The sequence below is a fragment of the Streptomyces sp. HPF1205 genome, from assembly GCF_020400825.1.
In the GTDB taxonomy this organism is placed as follows: Bacteria; Actinomycetota; Actinomycetes; order Streptomycetales; family Streptomycetaceae; genus Actinacidiphila.
This window is the reverse complement of the sequence record NZ_JAINVH010000007.1, coordinates 93,968-118,918: the sequence shown is the minus strand read 5'-3', so window position 1 is coordinate 118,918 and position 24,951 is coordinate 93,968. Positions and strand designations below refer to the sequence as shown.

At 72.1% G+C, this 24,951-nt stretch carries 23 protein-coding genes and 3 tRNA genes; 11 read left to right on the top strand and 15 right to left on the bottom strand.

Annotation, left to right across the window (positions count from 1 at the left end; translation table 11 throughout):
* Window positions 1-92 precede the first annotated feature (92 nt).
* Both cofC and K7G61_RS10485 read left to right on the top strand, forming a co-directional pair.
* Entirely contained in the window at window positions 93-875 is a 783-nt protein-coding gene (gene cofC / locus K7G61_RS10490) for a 2-phospho-L-lactate guanylyltransferase (RefSeq protein WP_225846447.1), read from the top strand.
* A 4-nt stretch (window positions 876-879) separates the two neighbouring features.
* A complete protein-coding gene (locus K7G61_RS10485) occupies window positions 880-1,101 on the top strand; it encodes a hypothetical protein (protein ID WP_225846446.1) in 222 nt (73 codons plus the stop codon).
* Window positions 1,102-1,275: 174 nt separating this feature from the next.
* Here K7G61_RS10485 and K7G61_RS10480 read toward each other — a convergent pair whose 3' ends face one another.
* From K7G61_RS10480 to leuC, 4 genes are all read right to left on the bottom strand, one after another.
* Window positions 1,276-1,851 carry an HU family DNA-binding protein gene (locus tag K7G61_RS10480; RefSeq protein ID WP_225846445.1) on the bottom strand — a complete coding sequence of 192 codons (576 nt, stop codon included), beginning with the start codon at window positions 1,849-1,851 and terminating at the stop codon, window positions 1,276-1,278.
* Window positions 1,852-1,984: 133 nt separating this feature from the next.
* Window positions 1,985-2,209 (bottom strand): hypothetical protein, encoded by a 225-nt coding sequence (locus K7G61_RS10475; protein ID WP_225846444.1) that lies wholly within the window; start codon window positions 2,207-2,209, stop codon window positions 1,985-1,987.
* A gap of 236 nt (window positions 2,210-2,445) precedes the next feature.
* On the bottom strand, window positions 2,446-3,039 hold the full coding sequence (gene leuD, locus K7G61_RS10470) for a 3-isopropylmalate dehydratase small subunit (RefSeq protein WP_225846443.1): 594 nt from the start codon (window positions 3,037-3,039) through the stop codon (window positions 2,446-2,448).
* Window positions 3,040-3,044: 5 nt separating this feature from the next.
* Window positions 3,045-4,469 (bottom strand): 3-isopropylmalate dehydratase large subunit, encoded by a 1,425-nt coding sequence (leuC, locus tag K7G61_RS10465; protein WP_225846442.1) that lies wholly within the window; start codon window positions 4,467-4,469, stop codon window positions 3,045-3,047.
* Between the two features lie 140 nt (window positions 4,470-4,609).
* Here leuC and ndgR point away from each other — a divergent pair, with 140 nt between their 5' ends.
* Entirely contained in the window at window positions 4,610-5,326 is a 717-nt protein-coding gene (ndgR, locus tag K7G61_RS10460; protein ID WP_225846441.1) for an IclR family transcriptional regulator NdgR, read from the top strand.
* Between the two features lie 157 nt (window positions 5,327-5,483).
* Here ndgR and K7G61_RS10455 read toward each other — a convergent pair.
* The 7 genes from K7G61_RS10455 to K7G61_RS10425 all read right to left on the bottom strand — a co-directional run bounded on the left by K7G61_RS10455 (window position 5,484) and on the right by K7G61_RS10425 (window position 9,274).
* Window positions 5,484-5,556 (bottom strand) — tRNA-Glu (locus K7G61_RS10455).
* A 28-nt stretch (window positions 5,557-5,584) separates the two neighbouring features.
* Window positions 5,585-5,657, bottom strand: a tRNA-Glu gene (locus K7G61_RS10450).
* A 32-nt stretch (window positions 5,658-5,689) separates the two neighbouring features.
* Window positions 5,690-5,761: transfer RNA gene (locus K7G61_RS10445), tRNA-Gln, on the bottom strand.
* A gap of 89 nt (window positions 5,762-5,850) precedes the next feature.
* Window positions 5,851-6,567 (bottom strand): HAD family hydrolase, encoded by a 717-nt coding sequence (locus K7G61_RS10440; RefSeq protein ID WP_225846440.1) that lies wholly within the window; start codon window positions 6,565-6,567, stop codon window positions 5,851-5,853.
* A 56-nt stretch (window positions 6,568-6,623) separates the two neighbouring features.
* Window positions 6,624-8,111 (bottom strand): glutamate--tRNA ligase, encoded by a 1,488-nt coding sequence (gene gltX, locus K7G61_RS10435; RefSeq protein WP_225846439.1) that lies wholly within the window; start codon window positions 8,109-8,111, stop codon window positions 6,624-6,626.
* Entirely contained in the window at window positions 8,104-8,922 is an 819-nt protein-coding gene (locus K7G61_RS10430) for a fumarylacetoacetate hydrolase family protein (protein ID WP_225846438.1), read from the bottom strand. Before K7G61_RS10430 ends, gltX begins: the two co-directional genes overlap by 8 nt.
* A gap of 121 nt (window positions 8,923-9,043) precedes the next feature.
* A complete protein-coding gene (locus K7G61_RS10425) occupies window positions 9,044-9,274 on the bottom strand; it encodes a hypothetical protein (RefSeq protein ID WP_225846437.1) in 231 nt (76 codons plus the stop codon).
* A gap of 580 nt (window positions 9,275-9,854) precedes the next feature.
* Between K7G61_RS10425 and K7G61_RS10420 the strand changes: the two genes are divergently transcribed.
* The 8 genes from K7G61_RS10420 (at window position 9,855) to K7G61_RS10385 (ending at window position 20,824) form a co-directional block, all read left to right on the top strand.
* Window positions 9,855-13,967 (top strand): nitrate- and nitrite sensing domain-containing protein, encoded by a 4,113-nt coding sequence (locus K7G61_RS10420; RefSeq protein WP_225846436.1) that lies wholly within the window; start codon window positions 9,855-9,857, stop codon window positions 13,965-13,967.
* 9 nt (window positions 13,968-13,976) lie between these two features.
* On the top strand, window positions 13,977-14,390 hold the full coding sequence (locus tag K7G61_RS10415) for a roadblock/LC7 domain-containing protein (protein WP_205043647.1): 414 nt from the start codon (window positions 13,977-13,979) through the stop codon (window positions 14,388-14,390).
* A 149-nt stretch (window positions 14,391-14,539) separates the two neighbouring features.
* The gene (locus K7G61_RS10410) at window positions 14,540-14,947 is read left to right on the top strand and encodes a DUF742 domain-containing protein (RefSeq protein WP_225846435.1); all 408 of its coding nucleotides are present in this window, start codon (window positions 14,540-14,542) and stop codon (window positions 14,945-14,947) included.
* Window positions 14,948-14,981: 34 nt separating this feature from the next.
* Complete coding sequence (locus K7G61_RS10405; RefSeq protein ID WP_037913673.1) at window positions 14,982-15,533, top strand: ATP/GTP-binding protein; 552 nt, start codon at window positions 14,982-14,984, stop codon at window positions 15,531-15,533.
* A gap of 369 nt (window positions 15,534-15,902) precedes the next feature.
* Window positions 15,903-19,196, top strand: a complete 3,294-nt coding sequence (locus tag K7G61_RS10400; protein ID WP_374204102.1) for a nitrate- and nitrite sensing domain-containing protein — start codon at window positions 15,903-15,905, stop codon at window positions 19,194-19,196.
* Window positions 19,197-19,205: 9 nt separating this feature from the next.
* A complete protein-coding gene (locus K7G61_RS10395; RefSeq protein ID WP_205355888.1) occupies window positions 19,206-19,619 on the top strand; it encodes a roadblock/LC7 domain-containing protein in 414 nt (137 codons plus the stop codon).
* Window positions 19,620-19,692: 73 nt separating this feature from the next.
* Window positions 19,693-20,265: a DUF742 domain-containing protein gene (locus K7G61_RS36925; protein WP_225846434.1), complete on the top strand. Its 573-nt coding sequence runs from the start codon at window positions 19,693-19,695 to the stop codon at window positions 20,263-20,265.
* Window positions 20,246-20,824 (top strand): ATP/GTP-binding protein, encoded by a 579-nt coding sequence (locus K7G61_RS10385; protein ID WP_225846433.1) that lies wholly within the window; start codon window positions 20,246-20,248, stop codon window positions 20,822-20,824. Before K7G61_RS36925 ends, K7G61_RS10385 begins: the two co-directional genes overlap by 20 nt.
* 93 nt (window positions 20,825-20,917) lie before the next feature.
* On the opposite strand, the gene K7G61_RS10380 is transcribed toward K7G61_RS10385, so the two are convergent.
* The 4 genes from K7G61_RS10380 to K7G61_RS10365 all read right to left on the bottom strand — a co-directional run bounded on the left by K7G61_RS10380 (window position 20,918) and on the right by K7G61_RS10365 (window position 24,903).
* Window positions 20,918-21,136 (bottom strand): acyl-CoA carboxylase epsilon subunit, encoded by a 219-nt coding sequence (locus K7G61_RS10380; protein WP_225846432.1) that lies wholly within the window; start codon window positions 21,134-21,136, stop codon window positions 20,918-20,920.
* 71 nt (window positions 21,137-21,207) lie between these two features.
* Window positions 21,208-22,791, bottom strand: a complete 1,584-nt coding sequence (locus tag K7G61_RS10375; protein ID WP_225846431.1) for an acyl-CoA carboxylase subunit beta — start codon at window positions 22,789-22,791, stop codon at window positions 21,208-21,210.
* 178 nt (window positions 22,792-22,969) lie between these two features.
* Window positions 22,970-23,842 carry a CoA ester lyase gene (locus K7G61_RS10370; RefSeq protein ID WP_225846430.1) on the bottom strand — a complete coding sequence of 291 codons (873 nt, stop codon included), beginning with the start codon at window positions 23,840-23,842 and terminating at the stop codon, window positions 22,970-22,972.
* On the bottom strand, window positions 23,839-24,903 hold the full coding sequence (locus K7G61_RS10365) for a CoA ester lyase (protein WP_225846429.1): 1,065 nt from the start codon (window positions 24,901-24,903) through the stop codon (window positions 23,839-23,841). Before K7G61_RS10365 ends, K7G61_RS10370 begins: the two co-directional genes overlap by 4 nt.
* Between the last annotated feature and the right edge of the window lie 48 nt (window positions 24,904-24,951).

Here is a 24,951-nt window from a genome sequence, read left to right as displayed (position 1 = left end):
CCGGTGGCGGCCGAGGGGGGCACCCGTGCCCGTCTTCCGTCGCGGCGGACCCCGCGCCGGTCCCGGCGGCCCGCCCGCCCCACAATGGCGGGGTGGACATCACCGAGAAGTGGTCCCTGGTCGTGCCGCTGAAGCCACTGGCGGTCGCCAAGAGCAGGCTGGCCGGCGCGGTGGGCGCGGTACGGCCCGCGCTGGCGCTGGCGTTCGCCCTGGACACGGTCGCGGCGGCGCTGGCCTGCGAACAGGTGGCGGACGTCACGGTGGTCACCGACGATGCGACCGCCGCCGCTCAGCTGGCGGGCCTGGGGGCGCTGGTGGCGGCCGACATGCCGGGCGCGGGGCTCAACGCGGCCCTGCGGTACGGCGCCGAGCGGATCCGCGAGCGCCTTCCGCGGGCTCCGGTCGCGGCCCTGAACGGCGATCTCCCGGCTCTGCGGCCCGCCGAGCTCGGTTCGGTGCTGTCCGAGGCCGTTCGGGCGCATACGCGGGCGTTTCTGGCCGACGCGGCCGGCGTGGGGACAACCTTGCTCGCCGCTCCGGCGGGTCTCGCGCTCGCGCCGGCCTTCGGCGGCCCCTCCCGCGCCCGCCACCTCGCCTCGGGCGCCCGCGAGATCACCCTCCCCTGCGTGCCCTCGGTGCGCCAGGACGTCGACACCGCCGACGACCTGCGCGCCGCCCGCGCGCTCGGCCTCGGCCCCCGGACCGCGGCCTTTTTCGCCGCCGACGGCGAGCCGGCCCGGTACGAGGCGCCGGGCGCCGTCCGGCACGTGCCGCCCGCTCCCCCGGCGCCTGGCGGCGGGGCTCTCACGGAGCACCAGGTACCGCGGCCTCTTCCGGGCGGGACGGCGTCATGTGCGGGGCAGGGCCTAGGCTGAGGCCATGCAGGCCACCGCGTTCACCTTCGACCCGGCCACCCGGACCGGAAGCGTGCTGCTCGACGACGGGACGCCGCTGGGGTTCGACGCCGCCGCCTTCGACGCGGGCCGGCTGCGGCTGCTGCGGCCCGGCCAGCGCGTCCGTATCCGTACCGAGGGCTCGGGCGCGTCCCGGCGGGTGGTGTTCGTGACGCTGCAGACCTTCCCCGACCCGCAGGACGGGTAGGCCGGCGGGCCCGTGGGCCTGAGGGGCGCCTCCCGGACGGCCGGGAAGGGGGCCGGCGGCCGGGAAGCGGCGGGGGCGCGACCCGCGGGGACCCCGGCAATGGACGCGGGCCGGGCTCCCCTTCAGGGGTGCCCGGCCCGTCGCGTGAGGGTGGCCGGTGGCGGGTCCCGCGTATCACCTGGCGGCGGCGCGCTTGCGCGTCGAGGTCCGCTTGGCCGGGGCCTTCTTGGCGGTCGTCTTCTTCGCCGGGGCCTTCTTGGCGGTCGTCTTCTTGGCCGCCGCCTTCTTGGTGGTCGCCTTCTTCGCCGTGGTGGTGGCCTTCTTGGCGGCCGCCGTCGTCTTCTTGGCCGCCGCCTTGGTGGTCTTCTTGGCGGCCGCCTTCTTGGTGGTCGTACGCGCCGTGGCGGCCGCGCCGCCGCTCAGGCTGCCCTTGGGCGCCTTCTTCACGGCGACCTCGCCGCCACGCGGGAGCTTCTTCGCGCCGCTGACCAGGTCTTTGAAGCCCTGCCCCGCGCGGAACCGCGGTACGGAGGTCTTCTTGACCCGGACCCGCTCCCCGGTCTGGGGGTTGCGGGCGTAGCGGGCCGGACGCTCCACCTTCTCGAACGAACCGAACCCGGTCACCGACACCCGGTCGCCGGACACCACCGCGCGGACGATCGCGTCGAGAACCGCGTCAACCGCGTCCGCGGCGGGCTGGCGCCCGCCTAGCTTGTCGGCAATCGCTTCTACGAGCTGCGCCTTGTTCACGTCTTCCCCTTCGGAAACTTGCCCGGCGAATGAGTACGGGCTGATTTCGCACGCTAGGCGGATATATACCGCAAATCAAATACGAAACGGGCGAATCACCCTTGTGCCGCAACGAACTCAGTGCTCCGCGTGATCACCGATCGGGGATTCCGAGCTCGTCCAACTCAGCCGTTAACACGTCCAGACGCCGTGCCGCGTCGGCGAGATCGTGCTTCGCCGCGGCGGTCACCGCGAGCAGCCGCCGACTCAACTCCCGCCGTGTCGCATCCGGCACTTCGGGACTCGCGACGCGCGCGTGCGCCTGCTTCAGACGCGCGGCGACCACCCGGTAGAGGTCGAGTTGGCCATCGCGTTCCATGCGTCGATTGTGCCATCTGCGGCGAGTTGTCGGGGGCGACAGGGCCAACCGGGTGCTCCGGAGCCGTTTCACAGGGCCCATGGCGGGGTGTGCGCGGGCGCGCCCCCGGACATGCGAAAGCGCCCCCCGCCGGGTCTCCTGCCTGCGGCAGGAGGGGCGGGGGGCGCTTCGGACAGCGGATACGGCGGGTACGGCGGGTACGGACGGGTCCGGGCGGATACGGACGGGTCCGGGGGTCAGACCCGCACGGTGCTGGGCTTGAAGGACGGCCGGCGGGCCTCGAAGGCCGCGATGTCCGACTCGTTGGCGAGGGTCAGGCTGATGTCGTCGAGCCCTTCCAGCAGCCGCCAGCGGGCGTTGTCGTCGAGTTCGAAGGCCGCGGTGATCCCGTCGGCGCGCACCTCGCGGGCCACCAGGTCCACGGTGATCTCGGCGCCGGGGTCGCTTTCCGTGAGCTTCCACAGCGATTCCACCGTGTCCTGCGGCAGCACCACGGTGAGCAGGCCGTTCTTCAGCGAGTTGCCGCGGAAGATGTCGGCGAAGCGCGAGGAGATCACGGCCTTGAACCCGTAGTTCTGCAGCGCCCACACGGCGTGCTCACGGGACGATCCGGTGCCGAAGTCGGGGCCGGCCACCAGGACGGTGGCCCCCTTGCGCTCCGGGGCGTTGAGGACGAAGGTCTCGTCCTTGCGCCACGCCTCGAACAGGCCGTCCTCGAACCCGGTCCTGGTGACCTTCTTCAGCCAGTGGGCGGGGATGATCTGGTCGGTGTCGACGTTGCTGCGGCGCAGCGGCACGGCCCGGCCGGTGTGGGTGGTGAAGGCTTCCATGGTGCTCAGACCTCCGCGAGGACAGGGGCGTCGGACAGGTCGGCGGGCGAGGCGAGGTGCCCCAGGACCGCGGTGGCCGCGGCGACCTGCGGGGAGACCAGGTGGGTACGGCCGCCCTTGCCCTGCCGGCCTTCGAAGTTGCGGTTCGAGGTGGACGCGGAGCGCTCGCCGGGCGCGAGTTGGTCCGGGTTCATGCCCAGGCACATCGAGCAGCCCGCGTGCCGCCATTCGGCGCCCGCCTCGGTGAACACCTTGTCCAGGCCCTCCTCGACGGCCTGGAGGGCGACCCGGACCGACCCGGGTACGACCAGCATCCGCACACTGTCGGCGATCTTGCGGCCGCGTACCACGGAGGCGGCGGCCCGCAGGTCCTCGATCCGGCCGTTGGTGCAGGAGCCGACGAAGACGGTGTCCACGGCGACCTCGCGCAGCGGCTGGCCCGCGGCCAGGCCCATGTACTCCAGCGCCTTCTCGGCCGCCAGCCGGTCGCTGGGGTCGGCGAAGGAGGAGGGGTCGGGTACGGAGGCGCTCAGCGGGGCGCCCTGGCCGGGGTTGGTGCCCCAGGTGACGAACGGCGCCAGGGTGCTCGCGTCGATCCGCACCTCGTGGTCGAAGACGGCGTCCTCGTCGGTCCGCAGGGTCTTCCAGTAGGCCACCGCCGCGTCCCAGTCCTCGCCCTTGGGGGCGTGCGGGCGGCCCTGCAGATAGTCGAAGGTGGTCTGGTCCGGGGCGATCATGCCCGCCCGCGCGCCCGCCTCGATCGACATGTTGCAGACGGTCATCCGGGATTCCATCGACAGCTTCTCGATCGCCGAGCCGCGGTACTCGATGACGTAGCCCTGGCCGCCGCCGGTGCCGATCCGGGCGATCACGGCGAGGATCAGGTCCTTGGCGGTGACGCCCTCGGGCAGTTCGCCGTCGACGGTCACGGCCATCGTCCTGAACGGGGCCAGCGGCAGCGTCTGGGTGGCCAGCACGTGCTCGACCTGCGAGGTGCCGATGCCGAAGGCCAGCGCGCCGAACGCGCCGTGCGTGGAGGTGTGCGAGTCGCCGCAGACCACGGTCGTGCCGGGCTGGGTCAGGCCGAGCTGCGGGCCGACCACGTGCACCACGCCCTGCTCGACGTCGCCCAGCGGGTGCAGCCGCACGCCGAACTCGGCGCAGTTCTTGCGCAGCGTCTCCAGCTGGGTGCGCGAGACCGGGTCGGCGATCGGCTTGTCGATGTCGAGGGTCGGGGTGTTGTGGTCCTCGGTGGCGATGGTCAGGTCGGTGCGCCGCACCTTGCGCCCGGTGAGCCGGAGTCCGTCGAACGCCTGCGGGCTGGTCACCTCGTGCAGCAGGTGAAGATCGATGAAGAGCAGATCGGGCTCGCCCTCGGCGCGGCGGACGACGTGGTCGTCCCAGACTTTTTCGGCGAGTGTCCTACCCATCGCTGTCCCTCCGGCCCGCGGCGGTGCGGGCTTGTTCGTGTGCGTGTGAGTCCTGCGGTGTGGGAGCTGTGTGACCAGCCTGACGCTTCTCCACGAAAATTGAACTTGCGTTTCATAGTGTGAGACGGGAGTATCGTTGCATGGACAACACTAGCGGCGTCGGCGTTCTCGACAAGGCGGCTCTGGTGCTCAGCGCCCTGGAATCGGGCCCTGCGACCCTGGCCGGGCTTGTCGGCGCCACGGGCCTGGCCCGCCCCACCGCGCACCGTCTGGCGGTCGCGCTCGAACACCACCGGATGGTGGCCAGGGACATGCAGGGCCGCTTCATCCTGGGCCCGAGGCTGGCCGAGCTGGCGGCCGCGGCGGGCGAGGACCGGCTGCTGGCGACCGCCGGCCCCGTACTGACCCACCTGCGGGATCTGACCGGGGAGAGCGCGCAGCTCTACCGGCGCCAGGGCGACATGCGGATCTGCGTCGCCGCGGCGGAACGGCTGTCCGGACTGCGGGACACGGTCCCGGTCGGCTCCACCCTGCCGATGAAGGCGGGCTCGGCCGCGCAGGTGCTCCTGGCCTGGGAGGAGCCCGAGCGCCTGCACCGCGGCCTGCAGGGGGCGCGCTTCACCGCGACCGCGCTGTCCGGGGTGCGCCGGCGCGGCTGGTCGCAGTCCATCGGTGAGCGCGAGCCCGGGGTCGCCTCGGTCTCGGCTCCCGTGCGCGGGCCGTCGAACCGCGTGGTGGCGGCGGTGTCCGTCTCCGGCCCCATCGAGCGGCTGACCCGGCACCCGGGGCGGATGCACGCACAAGCGGTGGTGGACGCGGCCGGGCGCCTCACCGAGGCGCTGCGCCGTACCGGCTGACCGGCCGCCCCCGCGGGGCCCACGTCGCCGAGGCGGCGCTCGGAGTGCCGTGCCCGGCCGGCCGAGCGCCGCCGCGACCGTTGCGGAGCAGGGTCGCGACACGGAGGAAGCCCGCCGCTGGTGCGGCGGGCTTCCTCGTGGCAGATGCCGTGATGCGTACCCCCGACCGGATTCGAACCGGCGCTACCGCCTTGAGAGGGCGGCGTGCTAGGCCGCTACACAACGGGGGCGGGCCTGGATGTCCTTGTCAGGACACAGTACCCCCGACCGGATTCGAACCGGCGCTACTGCCTTGAGAGGGCAGCGTGCTAGGCCGCTACACAACGGGGGCTCGCACAGAAACTTGCTGCGCAGTGTGCTGCGCTGGGGTACCAGGACTCGAACCTAGACTAACTGAACCAGAATCAGTCGTGCTGCCAATTACACCATACCCCACCAAAACGCAACCCCCTGCTGGGGGCTTCGTCAGGCTTTGCGATCACCGGCCCGGGCTTCTTGCCCTCTCCGGCGGCGCAGGAAGAACATTACCCGATGCGGGACACGGCTCCAAAACGGGTATCGCCGCCGAGCAGCCCGGGCAGTTCGGCGAGCCCGGTGATCCGCGTCAGGTCCGGCCGCCCCCCGATGTCCAGCCGGTCCAGCCAGATGCCCAGCAGCCCGGCCTCGACGGCCCCGCGCGCGTCGATGTCCGGTTCGTTGCCCACGTACGCCACCTCGTGCGGCGCCAGCCCCAGCGCCTGGCAGGCCGCGTGGAAGGCCGCGGGCTCCGGCTTGGAGACCCCCAGTTCGGCCGCGCACAGCAGCGCCTCGAAACGGTCCCGCACGCCCAGGACGCGCAGCTTGCGGTCCTGGTTGACGAAGGCAGAGTTGGACAGCACGGCGTGCCGGTGGCCGGCGAGGGTGTCCAGGGCGGGCACGGTGTCCGGGAACAGCGCCCAGGCGGCCTCGTAGTGCGCGGCGTGCCGCTGGAAGTAGGCGTCCGCCTCCTCGTCGCTCAGGGGCAGCCGCAGGAAGTCGCGGACCCGGTCCCTGCGCTGCCCCTGGAAGTCGCACTCGCCGGCCGCGAACCGCCGCCAGTGCGCTTCGGTGAGCTCCTTCCAGCACACGAGGGCCCGCTCGACGGTGTCGCACCAGTCGGGCAGGCCCTCGTGTTCCAGGTGGTTGCGCATGCCGGTCCGGTCGGCGCCGGCGTAGTCGAAGATCGTGTCGTCGATGTCCCAAACAACGGCTCGGATCGCCATGCTCCGAGCCTAAGGCCGTCCCCCTCGGCGCGGCACGGCGACGAGGGGCCGGGTCCTCAGCCGCCCAGCTTCTCCAGGGCCGCGTCGATGCGCGCCAGGGTGCGCTCGCGGCCGAGGACCTGGAGGGACTCGAAGAGCGGCAGGCCGATCGTGCGGCCGGTGACGGCGACGCGTACCGGCGCCTGGGCCTTGCCGAGCTTGAGGCCGTGCTCCTCGCCGGCCGCCAGCACCGCCTCCTTCAGCGGCTCCGGGGCCGACCAGTCGGCCCCGGCCAGCTTCTCCCGGGCGGTGCGCAGCAGCTCCCGGGAGCCCTCCTTCATCGCCTTGGCCCACGAGGCCTCGTCCTCGACGGGAGTGTCCAGGAAGAGGAAGTCGACGTTGGCGGTGATGTCGGACAGGACGGTGAGCCGGGTCTGCGCGTGCGGGGCGATGGCCTGCCAGGCGGCCTCGTCGAACGCCTCCGGCGCCCAGGGCGCGTACGGAGCCCGCAACCATGGCGCGCACGCCTCGGCGAACGCCTTGGGCTCCATGCGGCGGATGTGGTCCGCGTTGATCGCCTCGGCCTTCCTCAGGTCGAACCTGGCGGGGTTGGCGTTGACGTCGGCGATGTCGAACGCCGCCACCATTTCGGCCAGCGAGAAGACGTCCTGGTCGGCGGAGTACGACCAGCCGAGCAGTGACAGGTAGTTGAGCAGGCCCTCGGGCAGGAAGCCGCGCTCGCGGTACAGGCTCAGCGACGACTCCGGGTCGCGCTTGGACAGCTTCTTGTTGCCCTCTCCCATGACGTAGGGCAGGTGGCCGAAGGCGGGCACGCCGTCGGCCACGCCCAGCTCGGTCAGCGCGTGGTAGAGCGCGATCTGGCGGGGGGTGGAGGACAGCAGGTCCTCGCCGCGCAGCACGTGCGTGATCCGCATCAGGGCGTCGTCCACCGGGTTGACCAGGGTGTAGAGGGGGGCGCCGTTGGCCCGGACGATGCCGTAGTCCGGCACGTTCTCCGGGGTGAAGGTCAGCTCGCCGCGCACCAGGTCGGTGAAGGTGATCGGCTCGTCGGGCATGCGGAAGCGGACGATGGGGGTACGGCCCTCGGCCCGGTAGGCGGCCACCTGCTCGTCGCTCAGGGTGCGGCACTTGCCGTCGTACCCGGAGGGCCGGCCGGCGGCGCGGGCCTCGGCACGGCGCTCCTCCAGCTCCTCGTTGGTGCAGTAGCAGTCGTACGCGTGCCCGGCCTCCTTCAGGCGGCGGGCGACGTCGGCGTAGATCTCCATCCGCTGCGACTGCCGGTACGGCGCGTACGGACCGCCCACCTCGGGGCCTTCGTCCCAGTCCAGGCCGAGCCAGCGCATGGAGTCGAGGAGCTGCGCGTAGGACTCCTCGGAGTCGCGGGCCGCATCGGTGTCCTCGATGCGGAAGACGAGGGTGCCCTGGTGGTGGCGGGCGAAGGCCCAGTTGAACAGGGCGGTGCGGACCAGGCCCACGTGCGGGTTGCCGGTCGGCGAGGGACAGAAGCGGACGCGGACGCCCGTGGGAGTTGCTGCGCTAGCCACGCGAGATCACCTTGTTGGTGAGAGTGCCGATGCCTTCGATGGTGACGGCGACCTCGTCGCCGGGGAGCAGCGGGCCGACGCCCGCGGGGGTTCCGGTGAGCACGACGTCGCCGGGGAGCAGCGTCATCGCCTCGGTGATGTTGACGATCAGGTCCTCGATCGAGTTGATCATCTGGCCGGTGCGGCCGGCCTGGCGCAGCTCGCCGTTGACGGTCGCGGTGATCGCGAGGTCGGAGGCGGCGGCGAGGTCCAGTCCGGTCTCGATCCAGGGGCCGAGCGGGCACGAGGAGTCGAAGCCCTTGGCGCGGGCCCACTGCTTCTCGGTGCGCTGGGCGTCCCGGGCGGTCACGTCGTTGGCGCAGGTGTAGCCGAGGACGACGTCCTTGACCCGTTCGCGCGGCACCTCGCGGCACAACCGGCCGATGACGACCGCCAGTTCCGCCTCGTGGTGGACCTCCTGGGAGAAGGAGGGGTACACGATCGGGTCACCCGGACCGATGACCGAGGTTGACGGTTTGAAGAACGCCCAGGGCGCGGCGGGGACCTCATGGTCCAGTTCGGCGGCGTGCTCGGCGTAGTTCCTGCCGATCGCGACGACCTTGCTGGGGAGCACGGGCGGCAGGAGCCGCACCTTGTCCAGCGGCACCTTCGTACCCGACAGCTCGAAGTCCGCGAAGGGGACGCCCTTGATGATGTCGAGGACGAGCCCCTCGGTGCCGCCGGTCCCGCCGGGACCGTCCGGGCCTGCGGGGTCGCCCTCGACCGCGCCGAAGGCGACGTTCCCGTCGATGGAGAACCTGGCGATGCGCATGTCTTCAGCCTAGCGGCCGGGAACCTTCCGCCCGACCGCACGAAAGGCGCAGGTCAACGGGTACGTCCCGAAGGGCTCGCGAAGGCCGGACGGCGGCGCGGGACCGGCGGGCGGCGGCGGGTCAGGGGGCGAGGGTGGTCGGCGGCAGCTCGGTGAGTACGGTGCGGCGGGGGTTCGCGGTACGGCTCGGCAGCACGCGGGGCACGGCACCGGCCTGCGCGCCCTCACCGGATCCGGCGTCGCTCCCGGCGGCCGCCGCGCCGCCCAGCAGCTCGCTCGCGTCCTTCAGGTGCGCGAGGGTGGTGCGCCGCGGGTTGGCGATCGTCTGACGGTGCATCAGCGTGGTCTTCATGGGCCGTGGGGACCTCGGGACTCGGGGCTCCGCGCGTGGCGCGGAACGGTGGACAGTACGCCGCTTTTGTAAAGGCTCAGGGTAGTCGCGCCTGTTCCCCGTTCTCCGTGGCACCAACATCTGACGGGCTGTGATTTTGCTCACGAAGCGAGTCGCACAAGGCGTGTTCCGGACGATTCGGCGCCCGCCGCAAGCCGGACATCGAACCCGTATGACGACACATCACCCGTGACGGACGGAGCCCGGCCACCGGGCCGGGTCCGCCCGGGCTCGCCCGCCATGTCGGGATCCGCACGTTTCGACCGGTTCGTGGCTCCACGCTCCGTACTTGGCCCGACGCACCGAGTGACACATTCCAACAGGTCGGCTACGGGCCTTGTTGATAGATCCGGCACTGTGCTGGAATTCCCCGGACCGCAGCATCACATCGAGCCGTCGCGCAGGGGGCGCGTACGAGCACCGAGCAGCGGTGAAGGGCCCGACGGCCACCCCGCGACCCGGGGCGGTCCGAGCCCCCACGACTCGACACCGTCCTGTCCGCTTCACGCGGGGGACGCCTGGTCCAGAGGTTGCGACGCTAGTGCAGGGACGTTTCAAGAGGGACAGCGGCGCTGCGGGTGACCCGGAGCAGCAGCCCGGCGGGGCCGGCAGCACGCCCGGTCAGGCGGCCGGCGACTCCGGAGCCGCCACGCCGGGGAGCGCTGCGGCCACCGGACGGTCGAACATGCCCAGCGGCATCGAGGCGGGCCGGATCACCGGGCTGGAGGGCAAACCGGGTCCCCGTATAGCCATGCGCAACTGGCGCATCAGCACACGGCTGGTCTCCCTGCTCGCCCTCCCGGTGGTCACCGCCTCGGCGCTCGGCGCGAACAGCATCGTCAGCTCGCTGGACAAGATCAACCAGCTCAAGCACATGGCGACGCTGACCGACATCACCGAGCACGCGACCGACCTGGCCGCCGCGCTCCAGGAGGAGCGCGACGCCTCCGCCGGCCCGATCACCGCCGGTCAGCGCAGCAACGACGCCGTCGCCGCCTCCCGCCAGGCCACCGACCGCGAGCTGCACCTCTACAAGGTCGCCAGCGACAACGTCTCGGACAGCGACCCGGTCTTCAAGGGCGTCCGCGCGACCCTGCTGGCGATCGGCACCCAGCTGTCGAACCTCGCGGAGATCCGCGACGAGGCGTACACCGACGGCGCCGGCATCGCGCAGACGGTCTCGGAGTACGACGGCCTGGTGCAGAACCTGCTGTCGCTGTCCCAGGACATGGCGCAGGCGACCAACAACCCGGAGATGATCCAGAGCACCCGCTCGCTGGCCGCGTTCTCCTCCGCCAAGGAGTACGAGTCGATCCAGCGGGCGGTGATCAGCGCCGCGTTCGCCCATGGCAAGACGCTGAGCCCGACCGACTTCCAGACCGTGCGCTGGGCCGCCTCCGACGAGGACACCCAGATCAGCAAGTTCCAGAAGATCTACGGTCCGGCCAGCGCCGACCTGCTCAAGCCCATCCAGGGCGGCAACGACATCATCTCCGCGCACGAGACGGTGCGGCGGCGGATCGCGGCCTCGCAGAACGCGATCAACAAGATCGACATGTCCTACCTGGACTGGGACGACGCCGCGAAGACCAAGATCCAGGCGATGAACCAGATCGAGCGCTCGCTGCTGAACGAGATGCAGCAGAAGGCGCTCAAGCTGCAGGACGAGGCCAAGCGCTCCGCGCTGATCTCCGGCGCGATCATCCTGCTGGTCCTCGGTGTCGCCGTGGTCGGCGCCTTCGTCGTCGCCCGCTCGATGATCCGCTCGCTGCGCAGGCTGCAGCAGACCGCCCAGGACGTCGCCCAGAAGCGGCTGCCCGAGCTGGTCAAGCAGCTGTCGGAGTCCGACCCGCAGGACGTGGACACCTCGGTCGAGTCGATCGGCATCAACAGCCGCGACGAGATCGGCCAGGTGGCCCGGGCCTTCGACGAGGTCCACAGCGAGGCGGTACGGCTCGCCGCCGAGCAGGCCCTGCTGCGCGGCAACGTCAACGCGATGTTCACCAACCTCTCCCGCCGCAGCCAGGGCCTCATCCAGCGCCAGTTGTCGCTGATCTCCGAGCTGGAGTCCCGCGAGGCGGATCCGGACCAGCTGTCCTCGCTGTTCAAGCTGGACCACCTGGCCACCCGTATGCGCCGCAACGGCGAGAACCTGCTGGTCCTCGCCGGTGAGGAGCCGGGCCGCCGGTGGACCCGCCCGGTGCCGCTGGTCGACGTGCTGCGCGCCGCCGCGTCCGAGGTGGAGCAGTACGAGCGCATCGAGCTGACCTCGGTGCCGTCCGCCGAGGTCACCGGCCGCATCGTCAACGACCTCGTGCACCTGCTGGCCGAGCTGCTGGAGAACGCCACCTCGTTCTCCTCGCCGCAGACCAAGGTCCGCGTCACCGGCCACTCACTGCCCGACGGCCGCGTGCTGATCGAGATCCACGACACCGGCATCGGCCTGTCCCCCGAGGACCTGGCCGACATCAACGAGCGGCTGGCGAACCCGCCGACGGTGGACGTGTCCGTCTCCCGCCGCATGGGCCTGTTCGTGGTCGGCCGGCTGTCCCTGCGGCACGGCATCCGCATCCAGCTCCGCCCCTCGGACTCCGGCGGTACGACGGCGCTGGTCATGCTGCCGGTGGACGTCACGCAGGGCGGCGCGGCGCCGAAGGCCCCCGCCGGCGGACGTCCGGCGGGCGCTCCCGCGGCGGGCGGCGGCTCGGGCATAGCCAACGCCTTCGGCAACTCCCCCCGCGCGGCGGGCGCCGGCCAGCAGCGCGGCCAGGTCGGCGGCGGCGCGCCGCGGCAGGCCATCGGCGCGGGCACGGGCGGCGGCCGCCCCGGCGGACCGCAGCAGCCGGGCACGCCCCGCTGGGCGGCCTCCGACGGCTCGCAGGACTTCCCGGACGACCGCGGCCTGATGGACACCCCTCGCGGCCACGAGGACGTCGAGGCGATGCCGTCCTTCGACGCCTTCGACTCCTCCGGGGCCACCCCGACCGCGGAGTTCCCGCAGCAGTCCCCCGACCTGTTCGGCGGGCGCCCCGGCGCTCCCGCCCAGGGCCAGGGCCAGGGTCCCGCCGGTCGACCGCAGGGTCCCGGCCAGGGGCAGCAGCAGCCCGGCCGTCCCGGCGGACCGCAGGGTCCCGGCCAGGGCGTCCCCGGCGCCCCCGCCGCCTACGGCGCGGGAGCCCAGCCGGGCGGCTTCCCGCCCCCGCAGGCCCAGTCCACCGGTCCGAACGGATTCCGCTCCGACGTCTTCGGCGGGCAGCCGGGCCCGGCCGCGCGCCCCGGGCAGAACGGCCCGCGCGACACCGGCCGCGCCCCGGCCGGCCCGTTGCGGGGCGGCCCCGGCGACACCGCGCAGTTCCCGCCGATCCGCGAGGACGACTTCGCGCCGACCGCGCAGGGCGGACCGGCGCAGGGCGGACCGGCCGGCGACCAGGACTACGGCCGGACCTACGGTCAGGGCCGCGGCCCGCAGCAGGACCCGTACGGCACCGGCCAGTTCGAGATGCCCGGCCGGGGCGGCCAGAACGGCCCGGCGCAGAACGGCCCGGTCCAGAACGGCCCCCTGCAGAACACCCCGGCGCAGAACCTCCAGGGCGGTCCCCTCCAGGGCGGCCAGAACGGCCCCGGGGACACCGGCGAGTTCCCGGTCCCGGGCCGTGCCGGCCGGCCGGGCGACACCGGGCGGTTCCCGCTCGCCCCGTTGCAGGGCGGCCCCGGCGACACCGCGCAGTTCCCGCCGATCCGCGAGGACGGCACCGGGGAGTTCCCCGTGCCGCAGATGCCCGGGCCGGTGCCCGCGCGCGGCGGGCTGCCGCAGCGCGGCCCGCGCGGCCCGCAGGGCACCCCGGGCTGGACGCCCGGCCAGGACGGCTCCGGCGACCGGTACGACACCGGCTCGCAGCCGCTGCCCGGTCCCGGCAGCGACCAGGGGCCCGCGGCGGACACCTCGGGCCAGTACCCGGTGCCGCAGCAGCCGGCCACCGAGGGCGACACCGGGCAGTTCCCCCTCCCGCAGCCCGGCCGGCAGCGCCCGCCGCAGCGGCCCGAGCCGCAGCTCCCGCCGGCCGTCGAGCCGATGGCGCTGCCGCCCGCGCCGACCCGCGGCGACGAGCCGACGCCGATCTTCGCCTCCATGGAGTCGGACTGGTTCCGCACCGGTCAGGCCGAGCGCATGCAGGCGATCCACGTGGACCAGGGTCGCGGCCAGCAGGCCCCGCCGCCGCGTCCGGTGGGCCGTACGGCGCCGCCGCAGCGGCCCCGTACCACCGGACCCGGCGCGGGCGGTCCGCAGCGGCCGAACGGCGCCCCGGCGGGCCAGGCGGCGCCTGCCGCGCCGGTCGCCCAGCCGCTGCCCCGCGAGACCCCGAACTGGCGCACCTCGCCCAACGACGCGCTGCGGCAGCGGGCCGAGCAAGTGCGCGAACCTTCGGCGGGCGGCGTGACCCCCTCGGGTCTGCCCCGCCGGGTGCCGCGGGCGAACCTGGTACCGGGCGGCGCCGCGCAGCCGCCGGCGCCCCAGGGCGGTCCGCAGGTCTCCCGGGCCCCCGACGACGTCCGCGGTCGCCTGACCAGCCTCCGTAGGGGTATCCAGCAAGGCCGCCAGGCCGGCGGCAGCACCGACGGCCGCGGCTTTGGCACGAACAACCAGGAGCGTTAGTTGAGTGCGATGAGCCAGGCGGCACAGAATCTGAACTGGTTGATCACCAACTTCGTGGACAACACCCCCGGGGTGTCCCACACCGTTGTGGTCTCCGCCGACGGCCTGCTGCTCGCGATGTCCGACGGATTCCCGCGCGACCGCGCCGACCAGCTCGCCGCCGTCGCCTCAGGCCTGACCTCCCTGACCGCCGGGGCCTCCCGCATCTTCGAGGGCGGCAGCGTCAACCAGACAGTGGTCGAGATGGAACGCGGCTTCCTGTTCATCATGTCCGTCTCCGACGGCTCCTCCCTGGCCGTACTCGCCCACCCCGAGTGCGACATCGGCCTCGTCGGATACGAAATGGCCCTGCTCGTCGACCGAGCGGGCACCGTACTCACCCCGGACCTCAGGGCCGAGCTCCAGGGCAGCCTCATGCACTGAGAAACACGCGCTGAGAAACACGCACAGAGAAATCCGCACGAACCGCGACGCCTAGCCTCCTCGAAGCGTCAACCGCACGTTCCCGTCATTCCGCATCAGCGAAGCACGGCACCACCAGCCACAGCACTGCCCGGACACGGAGGACCCTCATGACCCCGCCACCCGCCTCGCCGGGCCCGTACGGCGCTCCCCACCATGCGTCGTACGGGGTGGAAGGCGACCAGCCGCTGGTGCGGCCGTACGCCATGACCGGTGGCCGCACCAGGCCCCGCTACCAGCTCGCCATCGAGGCGCTGGTCAGCACGACCGCGGACCCGGTGCAGTATGCGGGGCTGCTCCCCGAACACCAGCGGATATGCCACCTGACCCGGGAGATCAAGTCGGTGGCCGAGATCTCCGCTCTGCTCGCCATTCCGCTCGGCGTGGCCCGGATCCTCGTGGCCGACCTCGCCGAGGCGGGGATGGTCGCCATCCACCAGCCGGGTACCGGCGAGGCAGGCGGCCAGCCGGATGTGACTCTGCTTGAGAGGGTGCTCAGTGGACTTCGGAAGCTCTAGGCCGCAGCCGCAGGCCGCGTACGGCGCGCCGCCGATGCGGTCCACGACCTCCGCGAAAATCGTGGTGGCGGGGGGCTTCGGCGTGGGCAAGACCACGTTCGTCGGCGCGGTGTCGGAGATCAACCCGCTGCGCACGGAGGCCGTGATGACCTCCGCGTCGGCGGGCATCGACGACCTGAGCCATGTGCAGGACAAGACCACCACCACGGTGGCCATGGACTTCGGCCGCATCACGCTGGACGACGACCTGATCCTGTACCTGTTCGGTACGCCCGGCCAGGACCGGTTCTGGTTCATGTGGGACGACCTGGTGCGCGGCGCGATCGGCGCCGTGGTGCTGGTGGACACCCGCAGGCTCGCGGACTGCTTCCCGGCGGTGGACTACTTCGAGAACAGCGGCCTGCCGTTCGTCATCGCCCTCAACGGCTTCGACGGGCACCAGCCCTACCGGCCGGAGGAGGTGCGCGAGGCCCTCCAGATCGGCCCGGAGGCGCCCATCATCACCACCGACGCCCGGCACCGGGCGGAGGCGAAGAGCGCGCTGATCACACTGGTCGAGCACGCGCTGCTCGCGCGGCTGAAGTAGCCTCCGGACGGCCCGGGCGGCGGGACATGGCAACTGCCCTCCGCCGCCGGGAAGTTGCCAGATCGTGGGCGGTATCGGAAGACGGGGACCCACCGTGTCGCAGGACACGGCGGGTCCCCGTCTTCATAACATTTCGGGGGAGTTTCATCGGTCAACGAACACGGCTCGCGCTCACCCGGTGCCATTGCGCGCACGTCTGTCATATGGTTTGCCGATGCTTTAGGCTTATGCCCGTTTTACTTTGCCCGTTCGCACACCAGTCCCCATCTCCGGAACGTTTGGCTAGCACCGCCATGACGTGCTGGAATTCGCAGAACCCAAGAGTACGAACGGCTGTCGTGACGCCGTCGCCGAGAGGTTGTTGGTCCAGTGAGGAACACCAGGCGAGCCGAGGCGGGCACCGGACAGGGCCCGCGGGGCAACTTCACGCCGCCCCAGCGCCCAGGGCCGCAGCCACGCGGCGGGCCGGCGGACCCGGCGGCCGTCGAGACCGCGCCGCTGCCCGACCCGGGCGGCCGGTGGTCCATGCGCAACTGGCGGATGGCCACCCGGCTGAACGTCATCCTCCTCGTCCCCGTGCTGGTCGCCCTGGTCTTCGGCGGCTTCCGGGTGAACAGCTCGCGGGACACCTGGCGACAGGCCCAGGACGCGGTGCGCACCGCGAACCTGGTGCGGGCGGCCGCCGCGTACAGCACCGCCCTGATCAACGAGCGGGACATCACGGCGGTTCCGCTGCTGGCCGGCAGGCGTGACGATCCCGCGGTCACCGCGGCCCGCGACGCCACCGACGCCGCCGCCAAGACCTTCGACGACGCCGCGGCCGGCATGCCGCACACGTCCGACCTCGAACGCCGGGTGGCCAACTTCCGCCAGGTGGAGCCGCAACTGCCGGCGCTGCGCAAGGCCGCGTACACCCGGCAGCTGCCCGGTGTGCAAACCGAGGAATGGTACGTGAAGATCCAGCACCCGCTGATGGAGCTGGCCAACGAACTCGGTTACGGCACCAGCAACATCACCGCGTACGGCAGGACGCTGTACGCCGTCTCGCTGGCCAAGGCGGCCGAGTCGCTGACCCGGTCGATCGGCACCCACATCCTGGTGGAGAAGCCGGTGCCGCCGAAGGAGCTGGCGCAGCAGAAGACGGCGCTGGGCTCGTACGAGTACCTCCAGGGCATCGCGCTCGAGGAGTTCAAGGGCGGTGGCACGGCGGCCGACCAGGCGCGGCTGCAGGACGCGCAGGACGCCGCGCAGAAGAAGGGCCAGGCCGCGACGGCCGACGCGCAGCGCAAGGCGGAGGCCGCCCACACCGCGTTCGTCGTGCCGCCGGACCTGACCAAGATGGTCACCGAGATCGCGACGCCCGGCCGCACCGCCGCCCAGCTCCGCGCCGAGGGCATCACGGCGGACTCCTACTTCGGCGCCTCCACGCTGTCCTTCGACGCCTACCGCACGGTCGAGGTCGCCCTGGCCGCCCAGGCCGCGCACGACGCGAAGAAGATCGCCGACAACGCCCGGCGGGACGCGATCGTCAACTCCGCGATCGTGGTCGCCGCCCTGATCCTGGCCTTCGTGCTGGCGGCGATGATGGCCCGCTCGATGAGCCGCAGCATGCGCCGGCTGCGCGGCGCGGCCTTCGACATCGCCGAGACCCGGCTGCCGGCCCTGGTCGACCAGCTCTCGCGCACCGACCCCGGCCGGGTGGACACCCAAGTCGCGCCCATCCCGATCAACACCCGGGACGAGATCGGCGAGGTGGCCCGCGCCTTCGACCAGGTGCACCGGGAGGCGGTGCGGCTGGCCGCCGAGCAGGCGCTGCTGCGCGGCAACGTCAACGCGATCTTCACCAACCTGTCCCTGCGCAACCAGGGCCTCATCGAGCGCCAGCTCACCCTGATCACCGATCTGGAGAACAACGAGGGCGACCCCGAGCAGCTCGCGAACCTCTTCGACCTCGACCACCTGGCCACCCGTATGCGCCGCAACGGCGAGAACCTCCTGGTCCTGGCGGGCGAGGAGACGGCCCGCCAGTGGAACCAGCCGGTGCCGCTGGTGGACGTGATGCGCGCGGCCGCCTCGGAGGTGGAGGCGTACGAGCGGATCGAGCTGGTGGGCATCCCGGAGACGGATATCCACGGCAGCGCGGTCACCGACCTGGTGCATCTGCTCGCCGAGCTGCTGGAGAACGCCACCACCTTCTCCTCGCCGCAGACCAAGGTCCGGGTGACCGCGACCCGGCTGCCGGACGGCCGGGTGATGATCGAGATCCACGACCGCGGCATCGGCCTGACGACGGCGGACTTCGCCGACATCAACCACAAGCTGGCCAACCCGCCCACGGTCGACGTCGAGGTGGCCAAGCGGATGGGCCTGTTCGTGGTCGGGCGGCTGGCCGACCGGCACGGCATCCGGGTCCAGCTGCGGCCTTCCGGCGAGCAGGCCGGCACCACGTCGCTGGTGATGCTGCCCGAGCCGATCACCCACGGCGGTGGCGGCGAGGAGCCGCGGGTGGAGGAGGACCGGGACTTCACGGTCTCGCGGATCGTCCCCGAGCACGACGAGGACGCCGCCGCGGCGGGCCGCCGCACCGCCGCCGAGCTGGGCTTCGACGACTCGCGCTACGAGTCGCTGAACCCGGTGGGCCGCTCCCTGATGCGCGAGGAGCGCCGCGCCCAGCTCGAAGCGGCCGCCGGAACCCCGCAGGAGGAGGCCGAGCTGCCCCACCAGCGGCAGGAGCCGGCGGAGTACGGGGAACAGCCGTACGAGCCCGGTTTCGGCGGCCAGGGGTACGAGCAGCCGGACGCGCCGTACGAGCAGCCGGGCGCACCGGCCGCCGCCTTCGACCAGGGCTACGAAACGGGCTACGACCAGAGCTACGACCCCGCGTACCAGCAGCAGGCGTACGAGCAGGGCTTCAGGACCGGGAACTTCACCGAGCCCGACGGCCCGGCCTTCGCGCAGGAGGCCGGCTACGCCGAAGACGGCGGCTACCCGCAGGAGGGCACCTACGCGCAGGACGGCGCCTACGCACAGGACGGCGCCGCCTTCCCGCAGCAGCCCGCGGGCTACGAGGAGAACGGTTTCGCCGCACAGGCGTACGATCCCGGGTATGACGAGCAGCCCGGTCACACCCCGCGGTTCCCCGGTTACCCGGCCGCTCAGGACGACTGGCCCGCGGCTGAACCGGAGGTAACGGAATCGGTAACGCCGCTCCCGCAAGCACCGCGGGAGAGCGTAGTCTCGCCTTCGCTGACGGACGCAGGCTTGCCCCGCCGCGAGCGTCGGCAGGACAGTTCGTCGCAGGAACAGCCGAAGCAGCCCGCACAGGAGTCAGCCGAGCCACCAGCCGAAGCCGAACCGGACGACAGCGGCTGGCGGTCCACCAACGACGAGCACTGGCAGCGGGCCGAGCAGGTCCGCGAGCCCAAGGCAGGCGGGGTCACCCCCTCCGGCCTGCCCCGCCGCGTCCCCCGGGCCAATCTGGTCCCGGGTGCCGCGGCGCAGACCCCGCAGGGCGGCCCACAGGTCTCCCGCGCACCGGAGGACGTCCGCGGCAGGTTGAGTAATCTGCGGCGTGGCGTCCAGCAAGGGCGCACTGCTGGAACTGACACGAACGGCCAGGCCACCGACAGCCGGTTCGGCGGCCCCCACAACCAGGAGCGTTAGTTGAGTCCGATGAGCCAGGCGGCACAGAACCTGAACTGGTTGATCACCAACTTCGTGGACAACACCCCCGGGGTGTCCCACACCGTTGTGGTCTCCGCCGACGGCCTGCTGCTCGCGATGTCCGACGGATTCCCGCGCGACCGCGCCGACCAGCTCGCCGCCGTCGCCTCAGGCCTGACCTCCCTCACCGCCGGGGCCTCCCGCATCTTCGAGGGCGGGAACGTCAACCAGACAGTGGTCGAGATGGAACGCGGCTTCCTGTTCATCATGTCCGTCTCCGACGGCTCCTCCCTGGCCGTACTCGCCCACCCCGAGTGCGACATCGGCCTCGTCGGATACGAAATGGCCCTGCTCGTCGACCGAGCGGGCACCGTACTCACCCCGGACCTCAGGGCCGAACTGCAGGGCAGCCTGCTCAACTGACGGAACCCGCGGCCTCGTCCGGGCACCTGCCAGGCGCTCGGACGACACAGCGGCGGTACCAGGAGGAGGATCCGTGAGCACGTCTCCCGGCGGAGATCCGTACGGCGACCGGCACCAGCAGCCCGCGAACCCGTATGCCTTCCCCTCCGCGCCCACTCCCGAACCCGGGCCGCAGCACCGGCAGCCGCGGATCGAGCCGTACGCGCCACCGCGGTCCCCGCTGCGAACGGCTCCCACCGCCGGTGGGAGCTCGCCCGGCGGGGCCGGGAACGGCGGGGGCCCGGGCGGCCGCCAGTCGCGGCCCCCCTCCGGCCTGGTGCGCCCGTACGCGATGACCGGCGGCCGGACCAGGCCCCGCTACCAGCTGGCGATCGAGGCGCTGGTCAGCACCACCGCCGATGCCGACCGGCTGCGGGGCCAACTGCCGGAACACCAGCGGATCTGCGTGCTGTGCCGGGAGGTCAGGTCGGTGGCGGAGATCTCCGCGCTGCTGACCATCCCGCTCGGCGTCGTCCGCATCCTGGTCGCGGACCTGGCCGAGGCGGGGCTGGTCGCGATCCACCAGCCCGGCGGCGACGAGTCCGCGGGCGGTCAGCCAGATGTGACACTGCTTGAAAGGGTGCTCAGTGGACTTCGGAAGCTCTAGCGGCCCGGCCCGCGCCACCACGTCGGCGAAGATCGTGGTGGCGGGTGGCTTCGGCGTGGGCAAGACCACGTTCGTCGGTGCCGTCTCGGAGATCAACCCGCTGCGCACCGAAGCCGTGATGACCTCCGCGTCGGCCGGCATCGACGACCTGACGCACGCGCCGGACAAGACCACCACGACGGTGGCCATGGACTTCGGCCGCATCACGCTGGACGAGGACCTGATCCTGTACCTGTTCGGCACACCCGGCCAGGACCGGTTCTGGTTCATGTGGGACGACCTGGTGCGCGGCGCGATCGGCGCGATCGTGCTCGTCGACACGCGCCGCCTGGCGGACTGCTTCCCGGCGGTGGACTACTTCGAGAACAGCGGCCTGCCGTTCGTCATCGCCCTCAACGGCTTCGACGGCCACCAGCCGTACGGCCCCGAGGAGGTGCGCGAGGCCCTCCAGATCGGCCCGGAGGCGCCCATCATCACCACCGACGCCCGGCACCGGGCGGAGGCGAAGAGCGCGCTGATCACACTGGTCGAGCACGCGCTGATGGCCAGGCTGCGGTAGGCGCCCGCACGGCCCGCGGGCACGCGACGGGCCCCGTACTTCCGCGGTGGAAGTACGGGGCCCGTCGCGTGTGCCGGGGCGCGGCGCCGCGGTTCAGCCCTGCCAGGAGTGGGGCGCGCGGAAGCCGCGGGCGCGCTCCAGGCGGCGCCAGCCGGCGACCGAGCGGGCGGGCGTCCCGCGGTGCCCGCCGGCCGGCTCCGCGGCGGCGCGGGCGAGCAGGATCGCGGCGAGTGCCGCGACCTCCTCGGGCTCGGCGTGCCCCTTCTCGACACGCACCAGGGAATCGGCGGAGGTGCTCACTGTGGTCTCCATGGTCATCGGGTCATCGGGTCATCGGGTCACGGGTCATCGGGTCGTCGGGTCGCCCGGTCGCGGGGAACGGGTCACTGCGGCGGGTTGCCGTGCTTGCGGGAGGGCAGGTCGGCGTGCTTCGTCCGCAGCATCGCCAGCGAGGAGATCAGCACCTCGCGGGTCTCGGCCGGGTCGATCACGTCGTGCACCAGGCCGCGCTCGGCGGCGTAGTACGGGTGCATCAGCTCGGCCTTGTACTCCTTGACCACCCGTGCCCGCGTCGCGTCCGGGTCGTCGGAGCCGGCGATCTGCCGCCGGAAGATCACGTTGGCGGCGCCCTCCGCGCCCATCACCGCGATCTCGTTCGTCGGCCAGGCGAAGGTCAGGTCCGCGCCGATGGACTGGCTGTCCATCACGATGTACGCGCCGCCGTACGCCTTGCGCAGGATCAGCGAGATCCGCGGCACCGTGGCGTTGCAGTACGCGTACAGCAGTTTCGCGCCGTGCCGGATGATGCCGCCGTGCTCCTGGGAGACGCCGGGCAGGAAGCCCGGCACGTCCAGCAGCGTGACCAGCGGGATGTTGAAGGCGTCGCACATCTGGACGAAGCGGGCGGCCTTCTCGGACGCCTCGATGTCCAGCACGCCGGCCAGCGACGCGGGCTGGTTGGCGATGATGCCCACCACCTGGCCGTCCAGCCGGGACAGGGCGCAGATGATGTTGGTGGCCCAGCGCTCGTGGACCTCCAGGTACTCGCCCTCGTCGACGATCTCCTCGATCACCTTGTGCATGTCGTACGAGCGGTTGGCGTCCGCCGGCACCACGTCGAGCAGCACGTCGCCGCGCCGGTCGGCCGGGTCGTGGCACTCCACCGCCGGCGGGTTCTCCCGGTTGTTCTGCGGCAGCAGCGACAGCAGGTAGCGCACCTCCTCCAAGCACGTCTGCTCGTCGTCGTACGCGAAGTGCGCGACGCCGGAGACGGTGGAGTGCACGTCGGCGCCGCCCAGCCCGTTCTGGCTGATCTCCTCGCCGGTGACGGCCTGCACGACGTCCGGGCCGGTGATGAACATCTGCGAGGTCTCGCGGACCATGAACACGAAGTCGGTCAGCGCCGGGGAGTACGCGGCGCCGCCCGCGCAGGGGCCGAGCATCACGCTGATCTGCGGGATGACGCCCGAGGCGCGGGTGTTGCGCTGGAAGATGCCGCCGTACCCGGCCAGGGCCGAGACGCCCTCCTGGATACGGGCGCCGGCACCGTCGTTGAGGGAGATCAGCGGTGCGCCCGCCGTGATCGCCATGTCCATGATTTTGTGGATCTTCTGGGCGTGCGCCTCCCCGAGCGCGCCGCCGAAGATCCGGAAGTCGTGGGCGTAGACGAAGACCGTGCGCCCGTGGACCGTGCCCCACCCGGTGATCACACCGTCGGTGTACGGACGCTTGAGCTCCAGGCCGAACCCGCTCGCCCGGTGCCGCCGCAAGGGCTCCACCTCGTGGAACGACCCCTCGTCCAGCAGCAGGTCGATCCGCTCACGAGCCGTCAGCTTGCCCTTGGCCTTCTGGGCCTGTGTCGCCTTCTCGCTCGGACCGCGCCGCGCTTCCTCACGGATAGCGTGAAGCTCGGCCACACGCCCGCGGGCGTCGTTCGCCTCGACAGGCACCTCTTGCGAAATGGTCATGTACCGACAGTACGAGTGGGGGGTCGGGAACGGAGCAGCGACTTTGTACAGTGTCCGCCGACTCCTACTGGTGGATCCCCACAGAACCGCACGTGAGCGGGGTCCCGCGCCACATGGCCGGGACCCCGCGATTTGTCCGTTCCGGCCGCCGGATTTAGCGCGGCTTTAGAATCGCGGCTCAGCGTCCGGCGATCGCCCCCGCCAGCGCGAGCACCCGCCGGGCCTCCTCGACATGCAGATTCTCGATCATCCTGCCGTCCACGGTGGCCACTCCGCGGCCCTGTGACGTGGCCTCTTCGAACGCGCGGATGATACGGCGCGAGCGTTCCACGTCGGCGTCCGCCGGTGAGAAGATCCTGTTACACGCTTCGATCTGCTTGGGGTGGATCAGCGTCTTGCCGTCGAAGCCCAGCCGCCGGCCTTGGAGGGTCTCGGCCTCAAAGCCGGACAGATCCTGCACGTCGTTGTAGACACCGTCCAAAATCACTTTTCCGGTCGCCCTCGCGGCCAGGAGGGCGAGGGACAGGCCGGTGAGCAGGGGCTCGCGGCCCGGCACGTGCTCGGCGCGCAGTTCCTTGGCCAGGTCGTTGGTGCCCATGACCAGGACCGTCAGCCGCTCGGACGCCGCCGCGATGGCCCGCGCCCCGAACACCGCGACCGGTGTCTCGATCATCGCCCAGACGGCGGTACGGTCCGGGGCGCCGGCCGCCTCCAGCGCGGCCTCGACCGCCCTGACCGTGTCGGGGTGGTCCACCTTGGGGACGACCACCGCGTCGGGACCGGCCTCGGCGGCCGCCCGCAGGTCGTCGGCGTGCCACGGGGTGCCGGGCGCGTTGACCCGGACGGTCACCTCGCGGTAGCCGTACTCACCGCTCGCCGCGGCGGCCGCGACCCGCTTCCTGGCCTCCTCCTTGGCGTCGGGGGCGACGGAGTCCTCCAGGTCGAGGATGAGGGCGTCGGTGGGAAGGGATTTGGCCTTCTCCAAGGCGCGTTCGTTGGCGCCGGGCATGTAGAGCACGGAGCGGCGCGGACGCGGGGCGGTGTCGCTCATCGGGCGTTCTCCTTCTCGGCGGCGGCGTACGCGTCGGCCAGTTCGGGGTCGCGGGCGGCCAGCGCGTCCGCCAGCTCGGACACCACCAGGCACTGCTTGTAGGTGGCGTCGTCCTGCATCTTGCCGTCGATCATCACCGCCCCCGTACCGTCGCCCATGGCGTCGATCACCCGCCGCGCCCAGGCGACGTCCTCGGGCTCCGGCGAGAACACCCGCTTGGCCACGGCGATCTGGGCCGGGTGCAGCGTCCAGGCGCCGACGCAGCCCAGCAGGAAGGCGTTGCGGAACTGGTCCTCGCACGCGGCCAGGTCCTGGATGTCGCCGAACGGCCCGTAGTACGGCAGGATCCCGTGCGCGGCGCAGGCGTCGACCATGCGGGCGATGGTGTAGTGCCACAGGTCCTGCTGGTACGTGGCGCGGGGCCCGTCGCCGGGCTTGGGGTCCTCGCGGACCAGGTAGCCGGGGTGGCCGCCGCCGACCCGGGTGGTCTTCATCCGCCGACTGGCGGCGAGGTCGGCCGGGCCCAGCGAGATGCCCTGCATCCGGGGACTGGCGCCGGCGATCTCCTCGACATTGGCGACGCCGGTGGCCGTCTCCAGGATGGCGTGCACCAGGATGGGGCGCCCGATCCGTGCCTTGGCCTCCAGCTGGGCCAGCAGCCGGTCCACGTAGTGGATGTCCTGGGGCCCCTCGACCTTGGGCACCATGACGACGTCGAGCTTGTCGCCGATCTCGGTGACCAGGGTGAGCAGATCGTCCAGCGCCCAGGGCGAGTCCAGGCTGTTGACGCGGGTCCACAGCTGGGTGCCGCCGAAGTCCGTCGCCTTGGCGATGCCCACCAGTCCGGCCCGCGCCGCCTCCTTGCGGTCCGCCTGGACGGCGTCCTCCAGGTTGCCGAGCAGCACGTCCACCTGCGGCGCGAGGGCGGGGACCTTGGCCGCCATCCTCTCGTTGCCGGGGTCGAAGAAGTGGATCATCCGTGAGGGCCGGAACGGCACTTCGCGCACGGGGGCGGGCGCCCCCACGGCCAGCGGGCGGAAGAAGTCCTTCGCCGAGCGCATACGTTCTCCCGGGTTGTCGGTCGAGGGTGGGGAGTTGCCGGGCACGCG

Coding starts and splice junctions, on each gene's coding strand:
- K7G61_RS10410 (WP_225846435.1), top strand. CDS start 14,540: ATGACCCCGCCACCCGCCTCGCCGGGCCCGTACGGCGCTCCCCACCAT.
- K7G61_RS10365 (WP_225846429.1), bottom strand. CDS start 24,903: ATGCGCTCGGCGAAGGACTTCTTCCGCCCGCTGGCCGTGGGGGCGCCC.
- leuD (WP_225846443.1), bottom strand. CDS start 3,039: ATGGAAGCCTTCACCACCCACACCGGCCGGGCCGTGCCGCTGCGCCGC.
- K7G61_RS10425 (WP_225846437.1), bottom strand. CDS start 9,274: ATGAAGACCACGCTGATGCACCGTCAGACGATCGCCAACCCGCGGCGC.
- K7G61_RS10370 (WP_225846430.1), bottom strand. CDS start 23,842: ATGAGCGACACCGCCCCGCGTCCGCGCCGCTCCGTGCTCTACATGCCC.
- K7G61_RS10405 (WP_037913673.1), top strand. CDS start 14,982: ATGCGGTCCACGACCTCCGCGAAAATCGTGGTGGCGGGGGGCTTCGGC.
- K7G61_RS10475 (WP_225846444.1), bottom strand. CDS start 2,209: ATGGAACGCGATGGCCAACTCGACCTCTACCGGGTGGTCGCCGCGCGT.
- K7G61_RS10380 (WP_225846432.1), bottom strand. CDS start 21,136: ATGGAGACCACAGTGAGCACCTCCGCCGATTCCCTGGTGCGTGTCGAG.
- K7G61_RS10440 (WP_225846440.1), bottom strand. CDS start 6,567: ATGGCGATCCGAGCCGTTGTTTGGGACATCGACGACACGATCTTCGAC.
- K7G61_RS10375 (WP_225846431.1), bottom strand. CDS start 22,791: ATGACCATTTCGCAAGAGGTGCCTGTCGAGGCGAACGACGCCCGCGGG.
- K7G61_RS10395 (WP_205355888.1), top strand. CDS start 19,206: ATGAGCCAGGCGGCACAGAACCTGAACTGGTTGATCACCAACTTCGTG.
- K7G61_RS10415 (WP_205043647.1), top strand. CDS start 13,977: ATGAGCCAGGCGGCACAGAATCTGAACTGGTTGATCACCAACTTCGTG.
- K7G61_RS10430 (WP_225846438.1), bottom strand. CDS start 8,922: ATGCGCATCGCCAGGTTCTCCATCGACGGGAACGTCGCCTTCGGCGCG.
- ndgR (WP_225846441.1), top strand. CDS start 4,610: ATGGACAACACTAGCGGCGTCGGCGTTCTCGACAAGGCGGCTCTGGTG.
- K7G61_RS10485 (WP_225846446.1), top strand. CDS start 880: ATGCAGGCCACCGCGTTCACCTTCGACCCGGCCACCCGGACCGGAAGC.
- leuC (WP_225846442.1), bottom strand. CDS start 4,469: ATGGGTAGGACACTCGCCGAAAAAGTCTGGGACGACCACGTCGTCCGC.